General features: G+C 39.0%; 19 protein-coding genes, 1 pseudogene and 1 CRISPR repeat array. Of the genes and pseudogenes, 15 read left to right on the top strand and 5 right to left on the bottom strand.

Annotation, left to right across the window (positions count from 1 at the left end; all coding sequences use genetic code 11):
* Positions 1–5 precede the first annotated feature (5 nt).
* Positions 6–1,353: direct repeats of the CRISPR family, unit length 28 nt; unit sequence GTTCATGGCGGCATACGCCATTTAGAAA.
* 249 nt (positions 1,354–1,602) lie between these two features.
* From thiE to rapA, 4 genes are all read left to right on the top strand, one after another.
* Positions 1,603–2,214 carry a thiamine phosphate synthase gene (gene thiE, locus F948_RS09805; protein ID WP_004963226.1) on the top strand — a complete coding sequence of 204 codons (612 nt, stop codon included), beginning with the start codon at positions 1,603–1,605 and terminating at the stop codon, positions 2,212–2,214.
* A 65-nt stretch (positions 2,215–2,279) separates the two neighbouring features.
* Entirely contained in the window at positions 2,280–3,587 is a 1,308-nt protein-coding gene (gene hemL, locus F948_RS09800; protein WP_004963223.1) for a glutamate-1-semialdehyde 2,1-aminomutase, read from the top strand.
* Positions 3,588–3,738: 151 nt separating this feature from the next.
* A complete protein-coding gene (locus F948_RS09795; RefSeq protein ID WP_171057542.1) occupies positions 3,739–4,383 on the top strand; it encodes an RluA family pseudouridine synthase in 645 nt (214 codons plus the stop codon).
* Between the two features lie 145 nt (positions 4,384–4,528).
* A complete protein-coding gene (gene rapA / locus F948_RS09790; RefSeq protein WP_004963221.1) occupies positions 4,529–7,366 on the top strand; it encodes an RNA polymerase-associated protein RapA in 2,838 nt (945 codons plus the stop codon).
* 59 nt (positions 7,367–7,425) lie between these two features.
* Here the strand turns inward: rapA and dps are convergent, their stop codons facing one another.
* A complete protein-coding gene (gene dps / locus F948_RS09785; protein ID WP_004912565.1) occupies positions 7,426–7,917 on the bottom strand; it encodes a DNA starvation/stationary phase protection protein Dps in 492 nt (163 codons plus the stop codon).
* A gap of 261 nt (positions 7,918–8,178) precedes the next feature.
* Between dps and F948_RS09780 the strand changes: the two genes are divergently transcribed.
* Complete coding sequence (locus tag F948_RS09780; RefSeq protein ID WP_004956260.1) at positions 8,179–9,312, top strand: TIGR00341 family protein; 1,134 nt, start codon at positions 8,179–8,181, stop codon at positions 9,310–9,312.
* 10 nt (positions 9,313–9,322) lie between these two features.
* Here F948_RS09780 and fabR read toward each other — a convergent pair whose 3' ends face one another.
* Entirely contained in the window at positions 9,323–10,018 is a 696-nt protein-coding gene (gene fabR / locus F948_RS09775) for an HTH-type transcriptional repressor FabR (protein ID WP_004912559.1), read from the bottom strand.
* A gap of 138 nt (positions 10,019–10,156) precedes the next feature.
* On the opposite strand from fabR, the gene F948_RS09770 reads away from it, so the two are divergent.
* Both F948_RS09770 and F948_RS09765 read left to right on the top strand, forming a co-directional pair.
* Positions 10,157–11,224: a ferredoxin reductase gene (locus F948_RS09770; protein WP_004963216.1), complete on the top strand. Its 1,068-nt coding sequence runs from the start codon at positions 10,157–10,159 to the stop codon at positions 11,222–11,224.
* Positions 11,225–11,238: 14 nt separating this feature from the next.
* Positions 11,239–12,327 carry a fatty acid desaturase family protein gene (locus F948_RS09765; protein ID WP_004963213.1) on the top strand — a complete coding sequence of 363 codons (1,089 nt, stop codon included), beginning with the start codon at positions 11,239–11,241 and terminating at the stop codon, positions 12,325–12,327.
* A gap of 53 nt (positions 12,328–12,380) precedes the next feature.
* On the opposite strand, the gene F948_RS09760 is transcribed toward F948_RS09765, so the two are convergent.
* Entirely contained in the window at positions 12,381–12,845 is a 465-nt protein-coding gene (locus F948_RS09760; protein ID WP_004912553.1) for a hotdog fold domain-containing protein, read from the bottom strand.
* Between the two features lie 116 nt (positions 12,846–12,961).
* Between F948_RS09760 and F948_RS09755 the strand changes: the two genes are divergently transcribed.
* Positions 12,962–13,594: a TetR/AcrR family transcriptional regulator gene (locus F948_RS09755; protein ID WP_017397537.1), complete on the top strand. Its 633-nt coding sequence runs from the start codon at positions 12,962–12,964 to the stop codon at positions 13,592–13,594.
* A gap of 49 nt (positions 13,595–13,643) precedes the next feature.
* On the opposite strand, the gene F948_RS09750 is transcribed toward F948_RS09755, so the two are convergent.
* Positions 13,644–14,345, bottom strand: coding sequence for an SIMPL domain-containing protein (locus F948_RS09750; protein WP_004963208.1), 702 nt, complete (start codon positions 14,343–14,345; stop codon positions 13,644–13,646).
* A 466-nt stretch (positions 14,346–14,811) separates the two neighbouring features.
* Between F948_RS09750 and F948_RS09745 the strand changes: the two genes are divergently transcribed.
* Positions 14,812–16,182 carry a diaminobutyrate--2-oxoglutarate transaminase gene (locus F948_RS09745; RefSeq protein ID WP_004755817.1) on the top strand — a complete coding sequence of 457 codons (1,371 nt, stop codon included), beginning with the start codon at positions 14,812–14,814 and terminating at the stop codon, positions 16,180–16,182.
* A gap of 3 nt (positions 16,183–16,185) precedes the next feature.
* On the top strand, positions 16,186–17,718 hold the full coding sequence (locus F948_RS09740; RefSeq protein WP_004963206.1) for a pyridoxal phosphate-dependent decarboxylase family protein: 1,533 nt from the start codon (positions 16,186–16,188) through the stop codon (positions 17,716–17,718).
* A gap of 81 nt (positions 17,719–17,799) precedes the next feature.
* On the opposite strand, the pseudogene F948_RS09735 reads toward F948_RS09740, so the two are convergent.
* Positions 17,800–18,852: pseudogene (locus tag F948_RS09735) on the bottom strand (Rieske 2Fe-2S domain-containing protein).
* 360 nt (positions 18,853–19,212) lie between these two features.
* Between F948_RS09735 and F948_RS09730 the strand changes: the two are divergent.
* The 5 genes from F948_RS09730 (at position 19,213) to pstB (ending at position 25,111) form a co-directional block, all read left to right on the top strand.
* Positions 19,213–19,959, top strand: coding sequence for an IS5 family transposase (locus tag F948_RS09730; protein ID WP_004963199.1), 747 nt, complete (start codon positions 19,213–19,215; stop codon positions 19,957–19,959).
* A gap of 319 nt (positions 19,960–20,278) precedes the next feature.
* Positions 20,279–21,310, top strand: a complete 1,032-nt coding sequence (locus F948_RS09725) for a substrate-binding domain-containing protein (RefSeq protein ID WP_004963196.1) — start codon at positions 20,279–20,281, stop codon at positions 21,308–21,310.
* 101 nt (positions 21,311–21,411) lie between these two features.
* Complete coding sequence (pstC, locus tag F948_RS09720) at positions 21,412–22,791, top strand: phosphate ABC transporter permease subunit PstC (protein WP_004912533.1); 1,380 nt, start codon at positions 21,412–21,414, stop codon at positions 22,789–22,791.
* Positions 22,788–24,182 carry a phosphate ABC transporter permease PstA gene (gene pstA / locus F948_RS09715; protein WP_004963192.1) on the top strand — a complete coding sequence of 465 codons (1,395 nt, stop codon included), beginning with the start codon at positions 22,788–22,790 and terminating at the stop codon, positions 24,180–24,182. Before pstC ends, pstA begins: the two co-directional genes overlap by 4 nt.
* Positions 24,183–24,196: 14 nt before the next feature.
* Entirely contained in the window at positions 24,197–25,111 is a 915-nt protein-coding gene (pstB, locus tag F948_RS09710; RefSeq protein WP_004912527.1) for a phosphate ABC transporter ATP-binding protein PstB, read from the top strand.
* Positions 25,112–25,235: the final 124 nt, after the last annotated feature.

Raw genomic sequence — 25,235 nt, 5'->3', positions numbered from 1 at the left:
GAGATGTTCATGGCGGCATACGCCATTTAGAAATTAACGATGTACAATCGCCTGATTTTGAGAAAGTTCATGGCGGCATACGCCATTTAGAAAATCGAGCAATTGAACCTAGCATTTCCTCTGTAGTTCATGGCGGCATACGCCATTTAGAAAAATAGAAATTGGATTCACTGCATCAACATTGGGTTCATGGCGGCATACGCCATTTAGAAAATGGTGTGGAAGCGTTCTGAATCCATGCGAATGTTCATGGCGGCATACGCCATTTAGAAACAATCAGAGCGAGCAACAGTAATTACTAGTGAGTTCATGGCGGCATACGCCATTTAGAAATTTTAAGTATTCACGTTCAGCAATAGTTAAATGTTCATGGCGGCATACGCCATTTAGAAAGTGACGGAGAAGGGTGATGAAGAAATTAAACGGTTCATGGCGGCATACGCCATTTAGAAAAAAATGCGAATTAACTACGGCAAGAAGTTCATGTTCATGGCGGCATACGCCATTTAGAAAACCCGATAATGGCCGACCATTGTCGTCAAAGAGTTCATGGCGGCATACGCCATTTAGAAAAATTTGTCAGTGTCTGCGGCGACTCATCAATAGTTCATGGCGGCATACGCCATTTAGAAAAAAATACTCACTCACTACTGCTGACAACGTATGTTCATGGCGGCATACGCCATTTAGAAATCGAAAGTCATGGGATCAGATTGGAAAGATGCGTTCATGGCGGCATACGCCATTTAGAAAATCGTCATAAGCATTTAATCGAATACCCTCAAGTTCATGGCGGCATACGCCATTTAGAAAATCTAGTGTTATTGGGTGGGTAAAACGATTTAGTTCATGGCGGCATACGCCATTTAGAAATGTTTGACCTGAATCCAAAACCAAATTAAAAGGTTCATGGCGGCATACGCCATTTAGAAAGTACAGGCTAATGTTAAGCCATGTCGGGTGGGGTTCATGGCGGCATACGCCATTTAGAAAATTCGGGGGTGATGTGAGTAAGCAAAACGATAGTTCATGGCGGCATACGCCATTTAGAAATTCACCCCGACTTTGTAATTTCCTCCGACATTGTTCATGGCGGCATACGCCATTTAGAAATGATTCAACGGGTGGCAAAAATAAAGCTGAATGTTCATGGCGGCATACGCCATTTAGAAATTACAGCGCAGGGATGTGCTGCGGGTATAGTAGTTCATGGCGGCATACGCCATTTAGAAAAGCAATTCATGGTATGGGTTTTATTAGCGAATGTTCATGGCGGCACACGCCATTTAGAAAATAAAGCAATATTGACCAATAAAAGTAAGCGTGTTCATGGCGGCATACGCCATTTAGAAATACATGTGATTTATTCATATGAGCCATTTAGAAATGTAACGGTCTTGATTGGCATTTGTTCTGTGTGTTCATTACGGAATTTATTTTAAGAATTAATAAGTGACTTATAATTCTTGTTCCAAAATTATCGTGTTATATGTCATTTAAAATACATAACATCAAGAAATATGATTCTTACTACATTCTAGATCTTTAATTTTTAAATAAGAAAATATACCCTGAAACTAACGTTTTTTTAGTGAAATTTTCATGCGTGGTTTATACCTCATCACCAATGATGATCCCATTCAGCTTCTTTTAGAAAAGTTAGAGGCTGCACTAGCTACTGGTCATATAGCTATTTTGCAATATCGTCGAAAAAAAATAGAAAAAATAAATCAACCATCTGAAGTGGAGTTGATCAAAGTCCTGAGTGAAAAATATCAAGTCCCTTTTGTCATTAATGATGATTTGGCGTTAGCAGAACAATTTGGTTTAGGTGTGCATCTAGGGCAGTCCGATGGTGAAATTACTGATGCGATTAAGCGTTTACCCCAAGGAGTAATTATCGGACGTACTTGCTTAAACTCATTAGACTTGGCAGCAAAAGCAATTTCTGAAGGCGCGACTTATGTAGCATTTGGTGCTGTCTATGCGACATCAACTAAACCAGAAGCGGGCAATGTGGGAATCGAAGTCATTAAACAGGCTCAACAAAAATATGATGTGCCAATTTGTGCGATTGGAGGTTTAACTGTTGAAAATTCTCAAGTCGTGATAGAGGCTGGAGCAAGCCTTTGTGCAGTAATTAGTGATATATTAGGGCGATCAACAGCCGAAATTCCTGCTCGTGTCAGCGCATGGGCGAAATTATTTGCATAATTCTGTGTGTTCACAAGTTGGGACTTTAGTCAATCCCCATTATTTCGATTTAGGTTGAGCCTCATATGAGTTTATCTCCAAAGCAAGAACAGTTATTTAAACAGGCGAATAAACATATTCCAGGTGGCGTAAATTCACCTGTACGTGCATTTAACGGTGTAGGCGGTACGCCAGTTTTTATTGAGAAAGCGAAAGGTGCGTACCTGTGGGATGTTGATGGCAAACGATATATTGACTATGTAGGTTCATGGGGACCAATGATCTTAGGTCATGCACATCCTGATATTATTAAAGCGGTGCAAATCGCAGCTGAGGATGGCTTAAGTTTTGGTGCGCCAACCGTGCATGAAACTACTTTAGCAGACACGATTTGCGAAATTATGCCTTCAATCGAAATGGTTCGTATGACCAGTTCAGGAACTGAAGCGACAATGACCGCAATTCGCTTGGCACGTGGTTATACAGGACGTGACAAGATTGTGAAATTCGAGGGTTGTTATCATGGTCACTCTGATTCGTTATTAGTTAAAGCAGGTTCAGGTTTACTTACTTTGGGTGAGGGAGAGCCGACTTCTAAAGGTGTACCTGTTGATTTTGCAAAACATACTTTAACTTTGCCGTATAACAATATTGAAGCATTGAACGAGTGTTTTAGTAAGTTTGGTCATGAGATTGCAGGTGTAATCATTGAACCTGTAGCAGGCAACATGAATTTAGTAACGCCGATTGACGGGTTCTTGCAAGCAATTCGTGATGTGTGTGATGAATATAAATCAGTCTTCATTATTGATGAAGTAATGACAGGTTTTCGTGTTGCTCTTGGTGGAGCACAATCAGTCTATAAGGTAAAACCAGATTTAACGACTTTAGGTAAAATCATTGGTGCAGGATTACCAGTGGGTGCTTTTGGTGGTAAACGTGAAATCATGGAGTGTATCGCACCGCTAGGCGGCGTGTATCAGGCAGGGACATTGTCAGGAAATCCTTTGGCAATGCGTGCGGGTATTGCGATGTTTAAGCATCTACGTGAACCTGAATTCTATGACAAATTAGCTGCACAATTAGAAAAACTGCTTGCTGGTTTACAAGTTGCAGCAGATGAAGCTGGTATTCCATTCAAAACTCAGCAAGTAGGTGGAATGTTTGGTTTGTATTTCACGGATCAAGATGACATCACAAGTTTTGATTCCATGTTAGCCTGTGATGTGGGTGCGTTTAAGAAGTTCTTCCATGGCATGTTAAAGCGTGGCGTATATCTTGCACCATCTGCATTTGAAGCAGGATTTATTTCTTCAGTACACTCTGATCAAGATATTGCAGAAACGATTCAAGCTGCAAAAGAAACATTTGCTGAAATGAAAGCTTCTGGTTAATTTCAGATATCAGGAAACACCATGACTATTGTTGTGGTGTTTTTTAGATATGTAATAAAAAATTAGAATTAAATCGATTTTTTCATTGTATTTCTAGTCTAAGCTTTTTATGATTGCCCGCTTGTTTTCATCGAGTCGTTGGAAGGCTACCTTGAGTGATTTTCTAAGTGAACATTTGATTCATCGTGATGAAGATTTTATGGTGATCCATAAACCCGCAGGGCTACTCACCGTACCTGGAAAAACACCTGATTTGCAAGATTGTTTAATCAATCGCTTATTAAAACTAGAGCCAAAAACTTTACTGATTCACCGTTTAGATCGGGATACTTCAGGAATACTCGTTTTTGGTTTATCTAAATTTGGGCAGAGTCATATATCTCGCCAATTCCAAGATCGTCAAACCTCAAAAATTTACCAAGCTTTGGTTGCTGGACATCTCGAAGGTGAAGGTATCGTCGATATACCAGTGATTTATGATCCAAGTCGTCCGCCATTGCATATCGTTGATGCATCGCATCACAAACCAGCATTAACAGAATGGCAAGTCATCGAACATCTAGAAATTAATGGACATCCTGTAACCCGAGTCCAACTCGTTCCGATTACAGGTCGTTCGCATCAGCTTCGTGTGCATATGCAGTATTTAGGTCACCCGATTCTAGGTGATACTTTGTATGCTACGCCAGAACAACAACAGCTTTATGATCGTTTGTGTTTACATGCGACAGAACTAAGCTTCACTCATCCTAAAACAGCTCAGCAGTTGACATTCAATTGTCCTGTACCGTTTTAGCCCAAAACTTTTTTATGAAACATGATGTGATGCGCGCTATTTGAACGCGCTTTGTGTCAAAATACATATCGTTGAAAACTACATAAAATGCATTAATTCTTCGTTGAATTAGGCACTACAATATGTAGGCTAACTTGAGATAAAGGTGGAAAAATTGCAGCAGTTTGCTATTGGTCAACGTTGGTTATCAGATACAGAAACTGAACTAGGTTTAGGCGTTCTTATTGATGTGGATGAACGTTCTATCAGCATTTTATTCCCCAAAAGTGATGAAACACGTGTGTATGCACGTAACAATGCACCTTTATCTCGTATCATTTTCAATGTAAACGATGAAGTGCAAGATCAAGAAGGCACCAAGTGGATTGTTGAAGCAATCGAAGATCGTCATGGAGTGCTTCGTTATGATGTTGTTCGTACTTTAGAAAATGGCGAGCAAGAACGAAAATCATTGAATGAAACACGTATTGGTGCGCAAATTCAGCTTTCAAAACCTTTAGAGCGTTTGCTTGCTAGTCAAATTGATTATAAAGAATGGTATGACCTTCGTATCGAAGCGATGCTATTACAAGCGCAAATGCATACTAGTCCTTTACGTGGTTTCCTTGGCGCTCGTGTTGGATTGATTCCACATCAACTTTATATCGCTCACGAAGTGGGTAAGCGTTTTGCGCCACGTGTTTTGTTAGCAGATGAAGTGGGGCTAGGTAAAACCATTGAAGCTGGTTTAATCATCCATCAACAATTAAAAACGGGTCGCTCAGAACGTATTCTGATTTTGGTTCCTGATTCATTGCAGTATCAATGGATGATTGAAATGCGCCGTCGTTTCAATTTGCAATTTTCACTTTTCGATTTAACACGTACTGCTTCGATAAAAGAACACGATCCTGATCTCAATCCATTTTTAACTGAGCAATGTATTATTGCCAGTGTTGATTTGATGGTTGACCATGAAGACTTACGTGAGCAAGCCGTAGAAGCTGGCTTTGACTTACTCGTCGTAGATGAAGCACATCACTTAATGTGGAGTGAAGAAGACGGCGGTAATGATCGGTATGATTTAGTAGAAGAACTCGCTGAACAAACAGCAGGTATGCTTTTGCTTACTGCCACACCAGAGCAACTAGGTGTAGAAAGTCACTTTGCGCGACTTCGTTTGTTGGATCCACAACGTTTTAGCAGTTTAGATCGCTTCCTCGACGAAGAAGAACAATATCAGCATACTGCGAAAATAGCAGAAGTATTGATGTCTGACGAGGCATTGACTGAAGAGCATTTGGTCGCACTTGACGGCTTATTGGGTCATCGCATTGATGATCAGCCAGAACAACGTATGCGAGCGATCCATGAGTTACTAGACCGTCATGGTACAGGTCGTATTTTATTCCGTAACACCCGTGAAGCGATTCAAGGTTTCCCAGGTCGTGACTGTCAACCTGCACCATTGCCTGCACCAGAAGACTGGTCTTTTGACGGCAAAATGCGAGAGCAAATGTGGCCTGAAGAGGGACAGCTCGATGGTTCTTGGATGGAAACTGATCCTCGTGTGCCTTGGTTGATGGAAGTACTGCGTAAAGATCTCAAGCACAAAAAAGTATTGTTGATCGCACGTAGTGGACCTGTAGTTGAAGCTTTAGAGAATGCCCTACGTTTACATGCGGGCATTCGTACAGCAATGTTCCATGAAGGCATGAGCTTATTAGAGCGTGACCAAGCCGCCGCATATTTTGCTGAAGATAGTTATGGTGCTCAGATTTTACTGTGCTCTGAAATTGGTTCAGAAGGGCGTAACTTCCAGTTTGCCAGTGATTTAATTTTATTTGATTTGCCTGCAAACCCTGATGTGCTCGAACAGCGTATTGGTCGACTAGATCGTATTGGTCAAGAAAACCGTATCCAAATTCATGTGCCATATTTGGTAGGCACCGCTCAAGAGCGTATGTTCCGTTGGTACAACGAAGCACTTAATATTTTCAGCAATATCTCTCCAACTGCGCAAACCTTGCAAGAGAACTTTATTGTTGAGTTGAAAGATTGTTTGCTTGCTGATCAAGGTCAGACTTTTGAAGATTTACTTGAAGAGGTGAATGTACAACGTCAAGCTTTGGAAGCTGAATTACAAGCTGGTCGCGACAGATTGCTAGAATACAATTCATGTCGTCCAGTGGTTGCACAAGGTATTGTACAAGCACTCGAAGATTATGATGACAATACGACTTTGCCGATGTTTGTTAAACGTTTTATGTCATCTACCAATATCGATTTTGATGAGCAAAGCAATGGTACTGTAATCATTAAGCCTACTGATCAAATGCAAGTTCAAGGTTTGACCTTAGACGAAGAAGGTATGACAGCGACTTTCTACCGTGATCAGGCTCAGATTCGTGAAGATGCGCAGTATTTGACACTTGAGCATCCATTTATTGAAAGTGTGATGGAAATGATCCGCACACAATCATTTGGTAGTACCAATGTTGCGTTGTTGAAATCAAATGCATTAAAACAAGGTTCAGTTCTGTTGGAAGTTTGGTTTAAGGTGGATGTGGTTGCACCAAAAGCCCTGAACTTACCATCAAGCCTTCCAAAGCAGTTGATCCGTGTTTTATTGAGCGAAAATGGTCAAGATTTATCTGCCAAGATTGATCCAAGTATTTTACGTCCATACTTGCACCATTTAGATGGTAATAGCTGCCGTCAGGTGGTGAAAGCGCGCCGTGATGTGATTGAGACACGTTATGCTCAAGCTTTGGATATTGCTAAAACATCGTTACCTGAATTGATGCAGCAAGCGAAAGAGCACTACAGTAGTAAATGGCAATATGAAATTGACCGTTTAACTTATCTGAAGCAATTCAATCCAAGTATTCGCCAAGATGAAATTGAGCGTTTACAGAAATTCCAAAAAGAAGGTTTAGGACTACTTGATGGACTTTCTGTTACCCCAGAAGCGATTCAAGTACTGGTTGTGGTTAAACCATAATTAGCGCTGATAAAAAAGAGGACTGAATTGTCCTCTTTTTTGTCTTGAATAAACTAAACTTAGTTTTGGTCAATATTGGCTTCTAAGAACCATAAATACTGATCTAAGTCTTCTAAAGCTGCATGAATAATATCTTCAGAAATTGGGTCTTTAATATCTTCAATCGTATCACGTAGATGATTTGCGACTACACCATAACGATCTGCCAATTCTTTCAAGTGGTCTTGTACAGCATGAATCGCGACAGGATACGGTTTAAGATGTGAACTTTCAGCAACTGTTTGGGTTGTACCCAATGCTGTTCCACCAATTTGCACAGCACGCTCAGCGACATTGTCTAGATGGGTAATGATTGAGGTGCGGAACATATCTAACATTTCATGGACTGCAATAAAATTACTACCACGCATATTCCAATGTGCTTGTTTAGTAAGTAGTGATAAATCAATCAGATTAGCAAGAATTTGATTTAGAATTTTGACCGTTGCTTCTTTAATCGAATCATCTAAATTATTACGTGTATATACTTTTAGAGCTGCTGAAGAATTCATAGTTACCTCATTCAATTATTGTATGTGAAATTTGATGAATTAAACGAATGATCTATTTCAAGTTTCAGCTTAACCCGCGCTCTGCAGAAGGAGTGTTTTAATTCTTAACCCTTTTGTAAATTATGGTGAGTTTAAATATTTTTTCTATTGTAATTACATGGTGTTAGAGTAAGGTTGAACTAAGCATGATTTAAATAATCAACCAAAAAGTAAATTAAGACTTTGCCTGAAACTTCTGTTTATGAGATGAGTATAAAAACAATGGAAAATGAAAAAGATAGACCTACAATCGTCATTAATGATCATCCTGAACAGGCCCATATAGAACGTTTAAAGGAAAAGCTTAGATATAAACAAGCCTTAAGAGAAAATTCTAGGAAAATTGATCATAAGCATGTACGACTAAATATTCAGGCAGATGCTTTGCCAACCAAAACGTATTTTATTATGAATGCCTTAGCAGCAGTGATTGCTGGTTATGGATTGTTGGCAGACTCAGCCGCAGTTGTAATAGGAGCAATGCTGGTTGCAATGATGTTGGGGCCCATTTCAGGAATTGCACTAGCATTTATTGATAATCGGTGGATTCTATTACAAACCGCTCTGAAAACCCTAGCACTGGGCGTGGTGATGATTTTTAGTATTGGTGTCGTATTGGGTTTGATTAACTTCAATATGCCTTTAACTAGTGAAATTTTATCTCGAACTCAGCCGACAGTAATTGATTTGATGATTGCCTTAGCAGGCGGTGCAGCAGGAGCGTTTGCTTCAATTTCACCAAGATTATCTGTAGCGGTGGTTGGTGTTGCTGTGGCGACTGCATTGGTTCCACCATTAGTGGCAAGTGGCATATTGTTAGCCCATGCGGAATTACGTCATTCAGCAAATGCATTTTTATTGGCTTTAACCAATATGGTTGCTATTCAGATTAGTTCTTCACTCGTGTTGTGGATTGCAGGTTTCAGACGTGGTTCAAATGAACAAGTACAAAGTAATGTTTTGGAATTTATCAAAAGAAATGCAATCAGCTTAATTTTCCTTTTGATACTCGCAATTTATTTATCTGCTAATTTCATACATATGTTGCAAAAACAAATGTATGAAACTAAATCTAAAACTGCGATTGAGCAATTACTAAATCAAAAAAATAATATTATCGACACTATTCAGTTCGAGCAGCAAAAGCAATACACCTTAATCCGAGTTGTCGTGCGAGGGGATACGGTACCTACGCTCAGTCAAATCAAGCAACTGAATCAGATGATGCCAGCAGATGATCGAAGTAATCCGACTGTCGTGCAGGTTCGATTTATTCCTGTACAAATTATTGAAGAGCAAATTCGCTTTAATACTGAGATTTCACCCGATGAGGCGAAGCGGCTTGTCGTGCAGTGATGAACAAGTATTATCGAATACTTGATTCATCTAAATGACGTGCACCTTCCAAGATCATACGAATCATAATCATGGTTTGTTCAGCAACTTCGGTGCGCTGTTCAGCAGGTATCTCAATAACTTTTGCACCCATATTAAATACGAGTTGTGTAATCGCTTTTGCGGCAATATCAGCATGACTAATTTTGCCATTATTCATTTGTTCTAAGCGGATTAGATCTTCTTGGAGTTCTTGTTGGAAAAAATTGAGTTGGCGATCAACAGCAGCTTTGTACGATGTTGAACCTGTATAACCTTCACGCAACAACAAACTTAAGTTGCCTTCATCTGCATCCAATTGCTGGATAAAGACTTCAACAGAACTGCGAATAATACTTTGTTGTTTAGAGGCTTGCAGTCGAGCTTCACGAATGATACGGCGCAATACCAAACCAGAGCGGTCTATCAATGCAATCGCAAGTTCATCAATGTCTTTGAAATGACGATAAAAGCTATTTGGTGCAATCCCTGCTTCACGGGCTATCTCACGAAGACTAAGAGAAGCGATACTTTTTTGAGGACCGATCAAGTTTAAGGTCGCTTGGAACAATTCCTCACGCGTAATCGTTGCTTTTCTACCAACCGAACGTACTTGAGATTTCATTTGGATGACATCTTGTTCATTTACTGTGTCATTGCCAAGCGGTAAAAAAGAAGAATGAACCATTGTTTTCAAAATATAAGTTAGCTAGTCAGGATTATAGCTGTTGTACATAGACTTGTGAAATGTAAATTTTTATACGAGTGTATATACAAATATATATACATATGTATAATAATTAAAAAACGATCAGAGTTCCCGATCATGCAAGCACTCCAAAAGAGAACTTCATTATTTAATTCATTGGTTCTAAGTGTAATAGCACATCACGATGCTGATTTTTGGTTGCAAAAAGTTAACCCTTTATGGTCAATCAGTCAGTCCCTAGCACGTGTCGTAAAAAAACAAGTTGTAGCAAAAGATACAGTTAGCCTTATTTTAGAATGTAATCGTCTTGTAGCACGTGGACTCGCAGGGCAACACCATCCTGTAACGGTTGAAATTGCAGGTCGTCATTACGAACGGACATATAGTCTGATGCAGTTAGATGCTGATCATCTGTGCTTAACAGTCAAAAAAGTTGATCAAGGTTTGGTCAGTTCATGGTTGGTCGAAAAAAGCCAAGTTGGAGATATCCTTCGTTTGGGACAACCATATGGTGATATGCAACAGAGTATTCAGACACCAAAGTTACTTTTACTCGCTGCGGGCAGTGGTATTACACCGATGTTGAGCTTGATCGAAAGTTTGAGTCAGACCAAGCAATTGAACAAAACACCTGTACAACTTATGTACTGGGTCAAAACTCATCAGGACGCTGCATACACAGATTATTTAAAAGAGATCGCAGAAAACTTTCCAAATTTCTGTTATCAGATTTTCTATACCCAAGAACAAGATCAACGCCTAAACCAAAATCATGTCGAAACTTTGGGTGCGTTAAATGAAATTACCGTTTACGCATGTGGTCCCTCAGGATTTGCTTCAACAGCAGAATCTTTATTTGCTGAGGCTGCCGTCGTACAGACTGAGGCTTTTAGCTTAAGTCAATTTAGTGCTGAGCAAACAGATATTGGCTTCATTAATGTCACGTTGACTAAGTCCAATAAAACAGTCGCCATTCCTAAAGGTCAGTCCATTTTATCGAGCTTAGAACAGCAAGGTATCAAGCCAAATCATGGTTGTCGTATGGGAATTTGCAACAAATGTGCCTGTACTAAAGCCCAAGGTGCGACAAAGAACTTGCTGAATGGTGCTGCAAATCAAGAACCGACTCAGTTATTAAAAATTTGTGTGAATTCAGCTCAATCAGATCTTGTGATTGATCTATAAGAGAGATAAAGATTATGAACATGCCTGTTAAAGTTCAATATTTTGAAAATCCAAAAAACCGTGATTTAACTGCTGCTGAGTTAGATGCTTTTGCCCGTGAATTAGACCAAATCAAACAAGAAGTACTAAATGATTTAGGCGAGAAAGACGCGAAGTATATTCGTCGAGTTTATGCGTCTATTCGATATAGTAGTTTCTTAGGTCGCGCATTACTCTTTGCTGGATGGTTTCCACCAGCTTGGCTATTAGGTACTGGCTTATTAGGCTATGCCAAAATCATGGAAAATATGGAATTGGGTCATAATGTGATGCATGGACAATATGACTGGATGAATGATCCAAAATTTAATGGTCAAACATACGAGTGGGATACAGTTGGGACATCGGATAACTGGCGTCAAACTCATAATTATAAACATCATACTTATACCAATGTTAAGGGGATGGATGATGATGTAGGTTATGGGGTATTTCGTTTATTTCCAGAACAACGTTGGACTAAATTTACTTTAATTCAACCAATTTATATCGTGCCATTTAGCTTATTGTTCCAATGGGGTGTTGCAATTCAAAATCTTGAATTAGGTAAAGTTGTCTACAAGCGTAAGACCATGGACGAGTTTAAGCAGGAATGGAAACCTGTGCAAAAGAAAATCGCGAAGCAACTGTTTAAAGATTATGTGTTTTTTCCATTGATTGCTGGTCCATCGGCGATTCCTGTTTTCACGGGTAATCTTGTTGCCAATGGTCTTCGTAATATCTGGACATTTAGTATTATTTTCTGCGGACATTTTACTAAAGATGCTGAAGTTTTCCCTAAAGCAGTTCTACAAAATGAAAGCCGTGGTCATTGGTATATGCGACAAATACGCGGTTCGTCAAATTTAACAGGATCGGAGGCTTTTCATATTTTGACGGGACATTTGAGCCATCAAATTGAACATCATTTGTTCCCAGATATTCCTGCACGCCGTTACCGTGAAATCGCACCAAAAGTTGAAGCGGTTTGTAAAAAATATGGTTTGAATTACAACAATGCAAGCTTTGTAAAGCAATTTGGCGAAGTTGTGGGACGTATCTTCAAATATGCATTACCTTTTTAAAAGTAATCCCTGATTCAAAAAAAGCCCCGATATTTTTTATATCAGGGCTTTTTTTATTTCTTTTTAGAAATCCACATTGTAATTTTTGCGTGGAAAACTTTTTCATTGGCTTTGTCGAAAACATCGACATTCACAAGATATTCACCTGCTTTATCCCAATCATAATTTTGTTCAACAGGTGAGGCAATTGCGATCAAATCAGTTTCCGCTTTTTTCAAATATTCAACAGTCATTCCTTTAGGAATCCAACGATGTGTTGCAGGAACGGTAACTTCGGTCATTGTTCCTCCGGCAAGTTCAGCCATATTACACATCGCGATCGCGTGTACAGTTCCTATATGGTTGAGCACTGAACGTTTTTTCTTAATCGAAATTTTGCACGAATTCGGCTTTAGTTCTTCAAATAGCGGAGAAATACTACTGAAATATGGTGCTTTTAGGCAAAGCATGCGTGTAAATGTCCATTTGCCTGCGGGTAAAGCAGAAGCTTTATTCCACAATTCTAGAGTTGAAGCCATATTAAATTACCTTAATGGAAAACAGAATTTAATTCTTTTACAGAATATAATTCTGTTTACAAATTATGGTCAAGTCATTCACAATAGTTCCGACAATCGGTGAACTCAAATTGAATATGCAAACGGCTCAACAATTATTAGAAAGGTTGTATCCTCAACGAAGATCTTTATTAAAGCGTCAAATATTATTTGATGCGTTATCGTGTTTTTTAGAGTTTGGATTAGATGCCACTAGCATTGAGATGATTAGAGAACGTTCAGAAAGCAGTGTAGGAGGGATCTATCATCATTTCAAAAATAAAGAGGGTGTAATTGCCGCTTTAGTGTTTGCAGCTTTAGATGATCAATCAAGATTAAGAGATCAATACTTAGAGCAGACGCAATCTTTAAAAGAACTGATCTATAGCTTGATTTATAGTTATGTTGATTGGGTTGCTGATCAGCCAGAGTTCGCTAAATTTTTATTACTTGCACATTACAGTGTGATGAAAGGTGAACACCGTTCGGTTCTAATTGAAAAGAATAAGCTCAGAAATAAAACGCTACGCAACTACATTTCACAGTATTCTGAAGCATCTTTATTGAAATCAGCTCCAGCAGAGTTAATGATGTCTTTAGTGATTGGTGCAACAGAAAACTATTGCCGTGCTTGGTTATTTGAAAAGGTTGATACGAATCCGAAAATTTATCGGGAAATGTTGGCTAAAGCTGCATGGGATTCTTTACAAAACTTAGCTGAGATAGAGTGAAGAAAAGGCATATTACATGCCTTTTCTTGTATTTATGCCCATTCAAAAATTATTTGAATTGAATCGAACCATTAGCATTTACGATAATTTTTGACTCACCCGCAGCCATATCTTGAGCAGGAGCAGCTTCTGCCATTGCAAATTTTGCAACGCCACCACGCATCATGGGTTGAGGGAAGTAATTGCTCGTATTTAAATTTAAACTGACAAGATTATATTGTGCTTTGTTCCACGCTTGCGTGATTGATAGAGCACGCTGTTGAAAGTTTTTAGAAGCCTCAATCATTAACTCATTTTCAACTTTCTTTCGTTGCTCATCAGATACGGTAAAGTTAATAGATTGAGTTTGAAAATTTTGTTGCAGTTCACTGAATAGCTGACTTGCCGCCTTGAAGTCCTTACTTTCTAACTGGATTTCTGCACGTGCACGCCATTCTTTTAATTTATTGTTGTCATTGTCATAAATAGGATAAGTGCTTTGAGCACCCGTTTCGACTTTGACTTGAGGATATTTTCGAGAAAGAGCTTGAGCTTGATTCATCAGTTGATTGATTTGATTGGAGAGTTCGGCAGGTTGCTTATGACTCTTTTCGATGTACAGAACAGCCTGCATTTGATCATTGGCAACTTGGCGTGATGCATCAGCTTGGATATTGACGATATTATAGTTTAATTGGTTGGAATCTTGGGCAAATGCGCTTGAACTGAGAGCTGCACCTAACATCATCGAAGCGAGTGCTAAAGTACGCATAAATTTTTCCTTAAAGTGACGATTAACAAATTATTTTTACAACTTTCATATTAAAAAGAACTGATGTTGAACTTCTGCAGATTTTGTGGTGTCTTTGTAATAAATTTGAGATGTTTTGCAATAAGAAAATAAAATAAAAATATTTAAATAATAAATAGTTATGATGGTGATTTTGACCATTTATCTAAAAATTAATATGTAGATAAAAAAAGCATACTTTCTTTCGCTTGTCACATAGTATGATGATAATTCATCATAGTTAATTGAAAGAAACATTTTTTCAATAATATTAGATGAATGTCAGGCATAAAAAGAGTTTATTTTATTTCAAAATTAGGTATCATCTCGCACCTAGTTGAAAGATATAAAACATTTTGTCTGCACTAGATTCTAAAAAGCACCGAGTCAAACGACCGCAAGTCACCAGACTTATTTCTTTTACCCATATCAGAGATGGTAATTCGATATGAGCGTTACTTCCGTAAACCCTGCCGCTAATGCATCCAACGAATATTATTTGACTCGCCAAAGTCAGATGGAATCAAATGTTCGTAGTTATCCACGTAAATTACCGTTAGCGATAGCGAAAGCACAGGGCTGCTGGGTTACAGATGTTGAGGGTACTCAATACCTCGACTGTTTAGCTGGGGCAGGAACATTGGCTTTAGGTCATAATCATCCTGCGGTGATTCAAAGTATTCAAGATACATTGGCAAGTGGTTTGCCTTTGCATACTTTAGACTTAACGACTCCTTTAAAAGATGCTTTTACTGAAGCACTTTTGGCTTACTTGCCAGGCGGTAAAGAAGAATATTGCTTACAGTTCTGTGGACCATCTGGTGCAGATGCTACAGAAGCGGCGATTAAACTTGCTAAAACATATACTGGTCGTAGTTCTGTGATCAGTTTTTCAGGTGGATACCACGGTATGACTCATGGTTCACTGTCTATGACAGGTAACTTGAGTGCTAAAAATGCCGTGAATGGTCTTATGCCTGGCGTTCAGTTTATGCCATATCCACATGAATATCGTTGCCCACTTGGTTTAGGTGGTGAAGCGGGTGTTGATGCTTTGACTTACTTCTTTGAAAATTTCATCGAAGACGTTGAAAGTGGTGTAACGAAACCTGCTGCTGTGATTCTTGAAGCAATTCAAGGTGAAGGCGGTGTCGTAACTGCACCTGTTAAGTGGTTACAAAAAATTCGTGAAGTGACTGAAAAGCACAACATCGTTTTAATTTTGGACGAAGTTCAAGCTGGTTTTGCACGTTCAGGTAAAATGTTTGCCTTTGAACATGCAGGTATCGAGCCTGATGTTGTGGTGATGTCAAAAGCTGTAGGTGGTGGTTTACCATTAGCAGTGCTTGGTATTAAGCGTAAGTTTGATGCTTGGCAGCCAGCAGGTCACACGGGTACTTTCCGTGGCAACCAGTTGGCAATGGGTACAGGTTTAATGGTTCTAAAAACTATTTCTGAACAAAACCTAGCTCAAAACGCGCAAGAGCGTGGTGATTTCTTACAAGCTGAATTCAAAAAGTTAGCTCAAGAATTCCCATGTATCGGTAATGTCCGTGGTCGTGGTTTGATGATCGGCGTTGAAATCGTTGATGAGCGTAAACCAGCTGACCATATGGGTTCACTTCCTGCTGATGCACAATTAGCTGCGGCAATTCAAACCGCTTGTTTCAACAATAAACTTTTACTTGAGAAAGGTGGTCGTAACGGTACTGTAATTCGTTTACTTTGCCCACTTATCATCAATCAAGACGAATGTGTTGAAGTAGTTGCACGCTTCAAAAAAGCGATTGCAGAAGCTTTAAAAGCAGTACGAGGCTAATCCATGGTTGATTTTGCAGAACATCGTAAAGCGTTACTCTGCAATGATGCACAATCCATTGCTGACTATCAGTCAGCAATGGGCGAAGCGGTTAAAGCCGTTTCAGCATGGTTGCAAAATGATAAAATGTACACAGGTGGAAGTATTAAAGATTTGCGTGCAGCAATTTCTTTTAATCCATCAAAAGAAGGTTTAGGTGTACAACAATCATTACAACGTATGGTTGAGCTTTTCCTCAACAAAAGTTTAAAAGTACATCATCCACACTCACTTGCACATTTGCATTGCCCAACGATGGTGATGAGCCAAATTGCGGAAGTGTTAATCAATGCAACGAACCAATCTATGGATTCATGGGATCAAAGCCCAGCGGGTTCATTGATGGAAGTTCAGCTTATTGATTGGTTACGCCAAAAAGTGGGCTATGGCGCAGGTCAAGCAGGTGTATTCACTTCAGGTGGAACACAGTCTAACTTGATGGGTGTATTGCTTGCACGTGACTGGTGTATCTCAAAAAACTGGAAAGATGAAAATGGTAATCCATGGTCTGTTCAGCGTGATGGTATTCCTGCAGAAGCAATGAAAAACGTCAAAGTCATTTGTTCTGAAAATGCACACTTCTCTGTGCAAAAGAACATGGCAATGATGGGGATGGGCTTCCAGTCAGTTGTGACTGTTCCTGTCAATGAAAATGCGCAAATGGATGTCGATGCACTCGAAAAAACCATGGCACATCTTCAGTCTGAAGGCAAAATCGTTGCTTGTGTTGTTGCTACAGCGGGTACGACAGATGCTGGTGCAATTGATCCTCTCAAGAAAATCCGTGAAATTACCAATAAATTTGGTTCTTGGATGCATATTGATGCTGCTTGGGGTGGTGCGCTGATTCTTTCTAATGATCATCGTACAATGCTTGATGGAATTGAATTGTCAGACTCAATCACACTTGATTTCCATAAGCATTATTTCCAAAGCATTAGTTGTGGCGCTTTCTTGTTGAAAGACGAGGCTAACTATCGCTTTATGCATTATGAAGCTGAGTATTTAAACTCTGCTTATGATGAAGAGCATGGTGTACCTAACCTTGTGTCTAAATCATTGCAAACGACTCGTCGTTTTGATGCATTGAAATTGTGGATGACAGTTGAAGCATTAGGTGAAGAGCTTTATGGTTCAATGATCGACCACGGTGTGAAATTAACACGTGAAGTTGCAGACTACATCAAAGCAACCGCAGGTCTAGAATTGTTGGTTGAACCACAATTTGCTTCTGTTCTGTTCCGTGTTGTTCCAGAAGGTTATCCAACTGAGTTTATCGATAGTTTGAACCAAAACGTTGCAGATGAATTATTTGCACGAGGTGAGGCGAATATTGGTGTGACTAAAGTTGGTCAGGTTCAATCATTGAAAATGACAACTTTAAGTCCAGTTGCAACGCTTGAAAACGTTCAAAATCTTCTTGCGCTTGTGCTTGCAGAAGCTGATCGTATTAAAGATGCAATCGTTGCTGGTACTTATGTTCCTGCGATCGATTAATTGCAATTTAATTTGATATACCAATAAAAAAGAGGTCTTTGAAAGACCTCTTTTTTATTTATAAATTTATATAAAGTAATATTAAGCTGCAAAAATTGGACTGAATCCCATTTTTCGCAATAGTTTTCGATACATGCTTGAACTGCGATCGGCTGGAAAATGAGCTTCCATAGAGAGATCTAATGGAAGATATTCAGGTTTTTGCGTCTCGACAATTAGTCTGTCTTCTTCAAATATAGCTAAGTTAAATTTATAAGCATCTTCAACAGGGAGATCTTTATCATAATTCCGACAGATTGGAGCAAATAAGCGCGTTTGACGAGCAGATACAGGACTCGCTGCATTCATAATTACTTGCTTACTATTGTGGGGAAAATGGATAGTTAGTGTTGCAGTGAAAGGAAGACTGATTTCGAAATGTCTTAGCCATTGAAAACCTTCTTTGCCACGTTGGTCAATCCCAATTGGATAACGACCAACACTGCTGAGATAGTCTGCATCAAAACCATAATTGGTCTCGGTTGTTATGTAATCAGGAACTTCAACATTGTCAGGATCACCAAAAGTATCAGGATGTACCCAAGCAAAATGAGCCACATCAATGAAGCCTTCTAGCTGACGACCAGCAAAACAATTTAAATCTACAAATGGACAAACCAGTTGTTGGAAATTTGAATCATCCCAATAGGGCATATGTGGAATATTGGGTTTTTCATTTAACGGAGCGGTTAAGCAACACCAGATCAACCCATATTTTTCAGTAGCGGCATATGTTTTTAAATGGAAGCGATCCGATATTTTATGCTGTGGGTGCGCAGGAATTCGATTGCATTTTCCATCTTCGCCAAAACGTAAACCATGATAGCGACAGACTATACCAAGACCATCATTGCGCCCTAGACTTAGAGGAACACCACGGTGAGGACAAGCATCCTTTGCAACAATAACTTGATCGGCTGTTTTATAAATTACTAATGGCATATCCAAGAGCATCGTAGCAGTAGGCTGTTCTGTAATATCACGTGCTAAGGCAATTGGATACCAGTGTTGTGAAAGTAAGTGCTAGTCATGCTCAGGAAAGGTCATATGGATCGGTAAATCTGGGTTAAATGTCGCAATTGTTTTGGTATTCATGATCTCAGCTTTCTATTCATTTAAAATGAATATAGATCAATACACTGTTCTAAGAAATTTCAATAAACTGAATAGATTGTTGATTTTTTTAGAACACACTCTTTATTTAGGTGTACTATTTTTGATCATTCGATGAGTTTAAAGAAATCTAAAAACATACTTTTAAATTCAAAAATGTTGGAATTGTTTGGTTTTTAGACCATATTTGAATTAATAAAATTGTCATACTATTTTGCTGTGGAAAAAATGCTTTAAATCTTAGTCGCAATATTTTTTCAATTAGGGTGTGTTGACACTTTTAGCTTAAAAAAATAGCGAAGTAGTAAAATCAAATCGCCAAACCCAATTTTACTATTCGCTATGCCTCGTACCATGCTGACAGATCAACACTGGCAAAAGTTGAAAACTATTTTGCGTAATTTATCTATTCATCACAACTCAAATTTACGTAATTTTATTGAAGCTATTCTCTATAGAATTAGAACAGGCTGTCCGTGGCGAGATATTCCTTCCTATTTCGGTCAATCAAACTCTATTTTCAAACGTTTTAATCGTTGGTCAAGCAGCGGTAAGTTGCTTAGATTATTCAAATTATTAGCATCATGCCCCGATATGGAGTGGATTTTTATTGATGGCTCTCACGTACGTGCTCATCAACATTCTGCCGGTATAGCGAATCAATCCATTTCTAAAAGTGTAGGAGGAAACTCCTCAAAAATACATTTGATTGTTGATTCACATGGCAATCCTATTGATTTCATGATTACCGATGGCACTACACATGACATCAAAGTTGCACCTGATTTAATAGCAACATTAGATTTAAAAGAGACAGAAGTGGTATGCGCAGATAAAGGCTATGATTCAGAACCACTGCGTGAGCAGATCAGAAAAAAAGGAACAAAAGCGAATATACCAAAGAAAATAAATAGCCAATCGAACAATGATCATATGGACTGGTATTTATATAAAATCAGGCATTTAGTTGAAAATATGTTTTGTAGATTAAAACAATTTAGAGGGATAGCTACTCGATATGACAAGCTCAAAAGAAATTATCAAAGTGCTGTTGCCTTAGCCTGTATATTTTTATGGCTACCTTTATAGGTTTAATTATGAACAGTAAATGTCAACAGACCCTAATGGATGCGTATTTCCTTTAAAAATCGAGCAGAGGATGTAATAATTCAATGAAATATTGCAGTTCTGCTGAAAATATCAATTTTTTAACGATAAAATTATTTATATATATGATTGATATTTATTAATATTTAATTAATTTTTACACCTCACATCAATTATCATCAAAGCGTCACAAAGTTGTAACCTATTTGTCATATTATCTGATCAAAATGCAGTTAACCAAAGTACAACACTTGAAGTTAAAAGAGTTGTAAATCAAATTGTATAAATGAGAGAAGACAGAATGCGCTTAAATCCACGTTATATCGCACTTGCATTAGCTGTATCTGGGGCAACTGTAGCAGGAACTGCTAACGCAGCTCGTGATACGATTCAAATTGCTGGTTCATCAACTGTATTACCTTATGCAAGTATTGTTGCAGAAGAATTTGGTAATACTTTCCCACAATTCAAAGCACCAGTTGTTGGTTCAGGCGGTTCTTCAGGTGGTTTGAAACAATTCTGTCAAGGTGTTGGCGACAACACAATTGATATCGCGAACTCTTCACGTGCTATCAAAGATACTGAAATCGCTGCATGTAAAAAAGCTGGCGTAAACCAAATCCAAGAAATCAAAATTGGTTATGACGGTATCGTATTTGCATCAAATGTAAAAAAAGCTGCGTATAAATTAAAACCTTATCACGTATTCACAGCATTATCTGCTCAATTACCTTCAAATGGTAAATTAGTTCCAAACCCATATACAACTTGGAACCAAATTGATAAATCTTTACCAAATGAGCCGATTACTTTAGTTATTCCTGCATCTAACCACGGTACGCGTGAAGTATTCCAAGAGAAAATGGTTGAAGCAGGTTGTGAAGCTTATGATTACTTCAAAAACTTAGACAAAGAAGCTCAGAAAAAAGCGTGCTCTACATTCCGTAAAGATGGTCGCGTAATCGAAATTGCTGGTGACTATACAGAAACTCTTGCTCGCTTAAAGACTTCACCAAGCGCTGTAGGTGTATTTGGTCTTGGCTTCTATGACTTGAACCGTGACAAGTTACGTGTTGCAACTGTAAACAACGTTGTTCCTTCTGAGAAGACAATTTTAAGTGGTCAGTACCCAGTTTCTCGCCCATTGTTCTTCTATGTGAAAGGCGAACACTTGAAGTCAATCAAAGGTTTACCACAATACGTAGAATACTTCTTAAACAAGAAAGTATCTGGTAAAGGCTCTAAGTTAGAAAAAGCTGGTTTGATCGCTTTGAGTGACAAAGAACGTGCAAAAATCCTTGCTGATTTTAAAGCTGGTAAAACAGTTAAATAAGTTTACTTAATAACGGAGGCTGGTGAGACTTAGGTTCATCGGCCTTTTTGTCTAGCTAAGTTTTTTCAAATGATGAAAGTTGAGAAAACAGTGGAGATTACATGAATCTGCTACTTATCGGTGTGTTATTAGCCCTTGTGGCAATCGCATATCAAATCGGGCTGAGCAAAAGCCGTAACCTAGCAGGTAAGGGGAATAACTCAGTAGCACTACATTCTCGTCCTGTGTATTACGGGGCTTTGGTTGCCTTGTGGTGTGGTATTCCTGCTTTTTTAATTTTGATAATTTGGAACTTGGTTGAGCCGAGTGTTTTACAACATATTATTTTTAACAATATCCCAGCATCCGTCAGTGCAACTTTAGATGAAGCAGGGCGTGATGTATTAATTGATCGTGTTCAAGCCATTGCTTCAGGTTTTGGTGTCACGGATCAAGCTGCGGCTTATGAAGTTGCTGCTGCACAACAATTAGCAAAATTTCAAACGATTGGGACTTTTGCTAAGTTAGCTGTAGTTATCAGTGTCGCGTTAGCTGGTTTAGTTTGGGCAAAGCGTAAAGTTAGTGAGCAATATCGTGCACGAAATCAGGTTGAAAAAACAATTAACGTTGCCTTGATTCTATGTTCTGGTGTTGCGATTTTAACAACTATTGGTATCGTTCTTTCGATGCTGACAGAAGCATTACATTTCTTTAAATTTGTCAGTCCTACTGATTTCTTCTTCGGTACAGAATGGAACCCAGGTTTCAGCACAACAGGAAATGCTGAAGGCAGTTATGGAATTTTGCCATTACTTTGGGGGACATTAATGGTCAGTGGTATCGCATTACTTGTTGCGGTTCCGATTGGCTTAATGATTGCAATTTACTTGGCAGAATATGCATCTCCAAAGCTACGTGCTTGGGCAAAACCAATTATTGAAGTATTAGCAGGTATTCCTACTATTGTTTACGGTGTATTTGCACTTATGGTCATCGGACCATTCTTCAAAATGGTAGGTGAAAGTGTTGGTATTAATATCAATGCGACAAGTGCTTTGACTGCTGGCTTTGTTATGGGAATTATGATTATCCCATTCGTATCATCATTATCAGATGACATCATTACTCAAGTTCCACGTTCACTCCGTGATGGTTCTTTGGGTTTGGGTGCTACAAAATCTGAAACGATTAGACAAGTTGTTTTACCTGCTGCACTTCCTGGTATTACAGGCGCATTTTTACTTGCTGTTTCTCGTGCTGTTGGTGAGACCATGATTGTGGTACTCGCAGCAGGGAATAGCCCATTACTACATGCAAACCCATTAGAAGCTGTTTCAACAGTGACGGTAACGATTGTAAAACAGTTAACTGGCGATACAGATTTCGCAAGTCCACAAGCATTGGTTGCATTTGCCCTAGGTTTAACGTTGTTTGTGATTACTTTGGGTCTAAACATTATTGCACTGTATATCGTGCGCAAATATCGTGAGCAATACGAATGAGTTCATCAAAGACATCTCCTTTGGATCCAAATGCGTTTGATCCTCAAGTGGCTGCTGAACAACGTGAACAGCGCAAAAAAGTTATCCAAAGCTCGTTGGCAAAACGTCATCGCAAAGAAAAAATGTTCCGTCTGGGTGGTTTCTCTGCAGTCGTGATTGGTTTGGCATTTGTGGCTTTACTATTCGGAAGTATTTTAGCGAGAGGCTTACCAGCTTTCTGGCAGAGTAGTATGACAGTTCCTGTTTATTTTGACCCTACGATCATTAATGCAGGACCGAAACCAAAACCAACTGCGGGTGAGTCGCCAGCTCATTTTGAAGAGCGCTTTGTTGCTTGGCAAACTGAGATGGGTATGGTGGATTGGGATGCATTGATCGTAAATGGTATTGTTGCTAAAGACCCAGCACTTGAGTCGCAACGTGATTATTTGACTGGTATGTATACTAGCTCTGAAGCATACCGTTTACGTGATATGGTTCTTGAAAATCCAGCATTAATTGGCACTAAGCAAGAACTTAAATTCTTGGCAGATGCCAATGTCGATGTATGGTTATCTGGAAATATTAATCGTTCATTGCCTGATGATCAGCAACAACTTGATCCAGAAGTACGTCAACTCGCTGATCAGTTAGAAGCAAAAGGGATCATTGAAAGTACGTTTAATACCAACTTATTTGTTAGCCCTGACTCTCGTAGTTCTCCTGCAATCAGTGGTTTGGCTGGTGCATTCATGGGTTCATTGTTCATGATGCTCATCGTGATCGTGATCTCTATTCCAATTGGGGTTGCAAGTGCCATTTATTTAGAAGAATTTGCGCCGAAGAATATGATGACAGACATCATCGAAGTAAATATTAATAACTTGGCTGCTGTTCCTTCGATTGTGTTTGGTTTGTTAGGTGCTGCTATCTTTATCGGATGGATGCAACTGCCACTTTCAGCTCCGTTGGTGGGTGGTTTGGTTTTAAGTCTAATGACACTGCCAACTGTAATCATTACCACACGTGCATCATTGAAGGCAGTACCACCATCTATCCGTCAAGCTGCATTAGGTTTAGGTGCATCGAAAGTACAAACAGTCTTCCATCATGTATTGCCACTCGCGCTTCCTGGCATTATGACAGGTTCGATTATTGGTGTAGCACACGCATTGGGTGAAACAGCGCCATTACTCCTGATTGGTATGAGTGCCTTCGTTGCAAGTGTTCCGACATCACCACTTGATCAAGCAACAGCATTGCCTGTACAAGTATATTTGTGGCAAGGTAATGAACTACGTAACTTCTTTGAAGGACGTACAGCAGCAGCGATTATTGTGCTTCTAGCATTGATGATTGGTTTAAACAGCCTTGCTATTTGGCTACGTAAGAAATTTGAAGTGCGTTGGTAATTGAGGAGAGTACAATGAATACGATTGAAATTATGAACGCATTAGAAAAGGATAAGTCAGTGAATCCACAGCAAACAGAATCGAATTCATCTGAAGCACAAGTTCAGCAATCTAATACTGCTTTTGTTTCTCAGTTTGAAACGGCTTCATCAAATAAAAAGCCTAAAAGCAATGAAGTAAAAATCATGACCAAAGATGTTCATGTTTACTATGGTGAAACTGAAGCGATTAAAGGTATTGATCTTGATATCTATCAAAATGAAGTGATTGCTTTTATTGGTCCATCAGGGTGTGGTAAATCGACTTTCTTGCGTACTTTGAATCGCATGAATGATACGATTGATACTTGTCGCGTAACAGGTAAAGTCACTCTAGATAATCAAGATATTTATGATCCAAATCTTGATGTGGTTCTACTACGTGCGCAAGTTGGTATGGTATTCCAAAAACCGAATCCATTTCCTAAATCAATTTTCGATAACGTAGCTTATGGTCCTAAGCTACATGGCTTAGCTCGTGATAAATACGATTTGGAAGAAATCGTTGAAAACAGTTTACGTAAAGCTGGTCTGTGGGAAGAAGTGAAAGATCGTTTGAGTCAGCCAGGAACAGGTTTGTCAGGTGGTCAGCAACAACGCTTATGTATTGCACGTACAATCGCAGTAAGCCCTGAAGTGATCTTAATGGATGAGCCGTGTTCAGCACTTGATCCAATTGCAACTGCGAAGATTGAAGAATTAATTTCTGAACTTTCCGAGCAATATACGATTGCCATTGTAACGCACTCAATGCAACAAGCAGCTCGTGTATCTGATCGTACTGCTTACTTCCATTTAGGTGATTTGATCGAAGTGAACTCAACTGAGAAAATATTTACTCAGCCAGATCATCAATTAACTGAAGCATATATTACAGGTCGTTTCGGTTGATATTTTTACAGTGAAAAGAAGAGCCTTCGGGCACTGCTGTCCCACAAATATCACAAGAAGAACCTCAATTGAGGTTCTTCTTGTTTTCGCCATTTTTTATCAGGCACAAAGAGTGACCTTAAAA

The sequence above is a fragment of the Acinetobacter junii CIP 64.5 genome (assembly GCF_000368765.1).
Classification (GTDB): Bacteria; Pseudomonadota; Gammaproteobacteria; order Pseudomonadales; family Moraxellaceae; genus Acinetobacter; species Acinetobacter junii.
This window is presented reverse-complemented; position numbering and strand designations above follow the sequence as displayed.

Excerpts from the sequence above, each read along its gene's own strand:
- thiE (WP_004963226.1), top strand. The coding sequence starts at position 1,603 with ATGCGTGGTTTATACCTCATCACCAATGATGATCCCATTCAGCTTCTT.
- hemL (WP_004963223.1), top strand. The coding sequence starts at position 2,280 with ATGAGTTTATCTCCAAAGCAAGAACAGTTATTTAAACAGGCGAATAAA.
- dps (WP_004912565.1), bottom strand. The coding sequence starts at position 7,917 with ATGAATTCTTCAGCAGCTCTAAAAGTATATACACGTAATAATTTAGAT.
- F948_RS09780 (WP_004956260.1), top strand. The coding sequence starts at position 8,179 with ATGGAAAATGAAAAAGATAGACCTACAATCGTCATTAATGATCATCCT.
- fabR (WP_004912559.1), bottom strand. The coding sequence starts at position 10,018 with ATGGTTCATTCTTCTTTTTTACCGCTTGGCAATGACACAGTAAATGAA.
- F948_RS09770 (WP_004963216.1), top strand. The coding sequence starts at position 10,157 with ATGCAAGCACTCCAAAAGAGAACTTCATTATTTAATTCATTGGTTCTA.
- F948_RS09765 (WP_004963213.1), top strand. The coding sequence starts at position 11,239 with ATGAACATGCCTGTTAAAGTTCAATATTTTGAAAATCCAAAAAACCGT.
- F948_RS09760 (WP_004912553.1), bottom strand. The coding sequence starts at position 12,845 with ATGGCTTCAACTCTAGAATTGTGGAATAAAGCTTCTGCTTTACCCGCA.
- F948_RS09755 (WP_017397537.1), top strand. The coding sequence starts at position 12,962 with ATGCAAACGGCTCAACAATTATTAGAAAGGTTGTATCCTCAACGAAGA.
- F948_RS09750 (WP_004963208.1), bottom strand. The coding sequence starts at position 14,345 with ATGCGTACTTTAGCACTCGCTTCGATGATGTTAGGTGCAGCTCTCAGT.
- F948_RS09745 (WP_004755817.1), top strand. The coding sequence starts at position 14,812 with ATGAGCGTTACTTCCGTAAACCCTGCCGCTAATGCATCCAACGAATAT.
- F948_RS09740 (WP_004963206.1), top strand. The coding sequence starts at position 16,186 with ATGGTTGATTTTGCAGAACATCGTAAAGCGTTACTCTGCAATGATGCA.
- F948_RS09730 (WP_004963199.1), top strand. The coding sequence starts at position 19,213 with ATGCCTCGTACCATGCTGACAGATCAACACTGGCAAAAGTTGAAAACT.
- F948_RS09725 (WP_004963196.1), top strand. The coding sequence starts at position 20,279 with ATGCGCTTAAATCCACGTTATATCGCACTTGCATTAGCTGTATCTGGG.
- pstC (WP_004912533.1), top strand. The coding sequence starts at position 21,412 with ATGAATCTGCTACTTATCGGTGTGTTATTAGCCCTTGTGGCAATCGCA.
- pstA (WP_004963192.1), top strand. The coding sequence starts at position 22,788 with ATGAGTTCATCAAAGACATCTCCTTTGGATCCAAATGCGTTTGATCCT.
- pstB (WP_004912527.1), top strand. The coding sequence starts at position 24,197 with ATGAATACGATTGAAATTATGAACGCATTAGAAAAGGATAAGTCAGTG.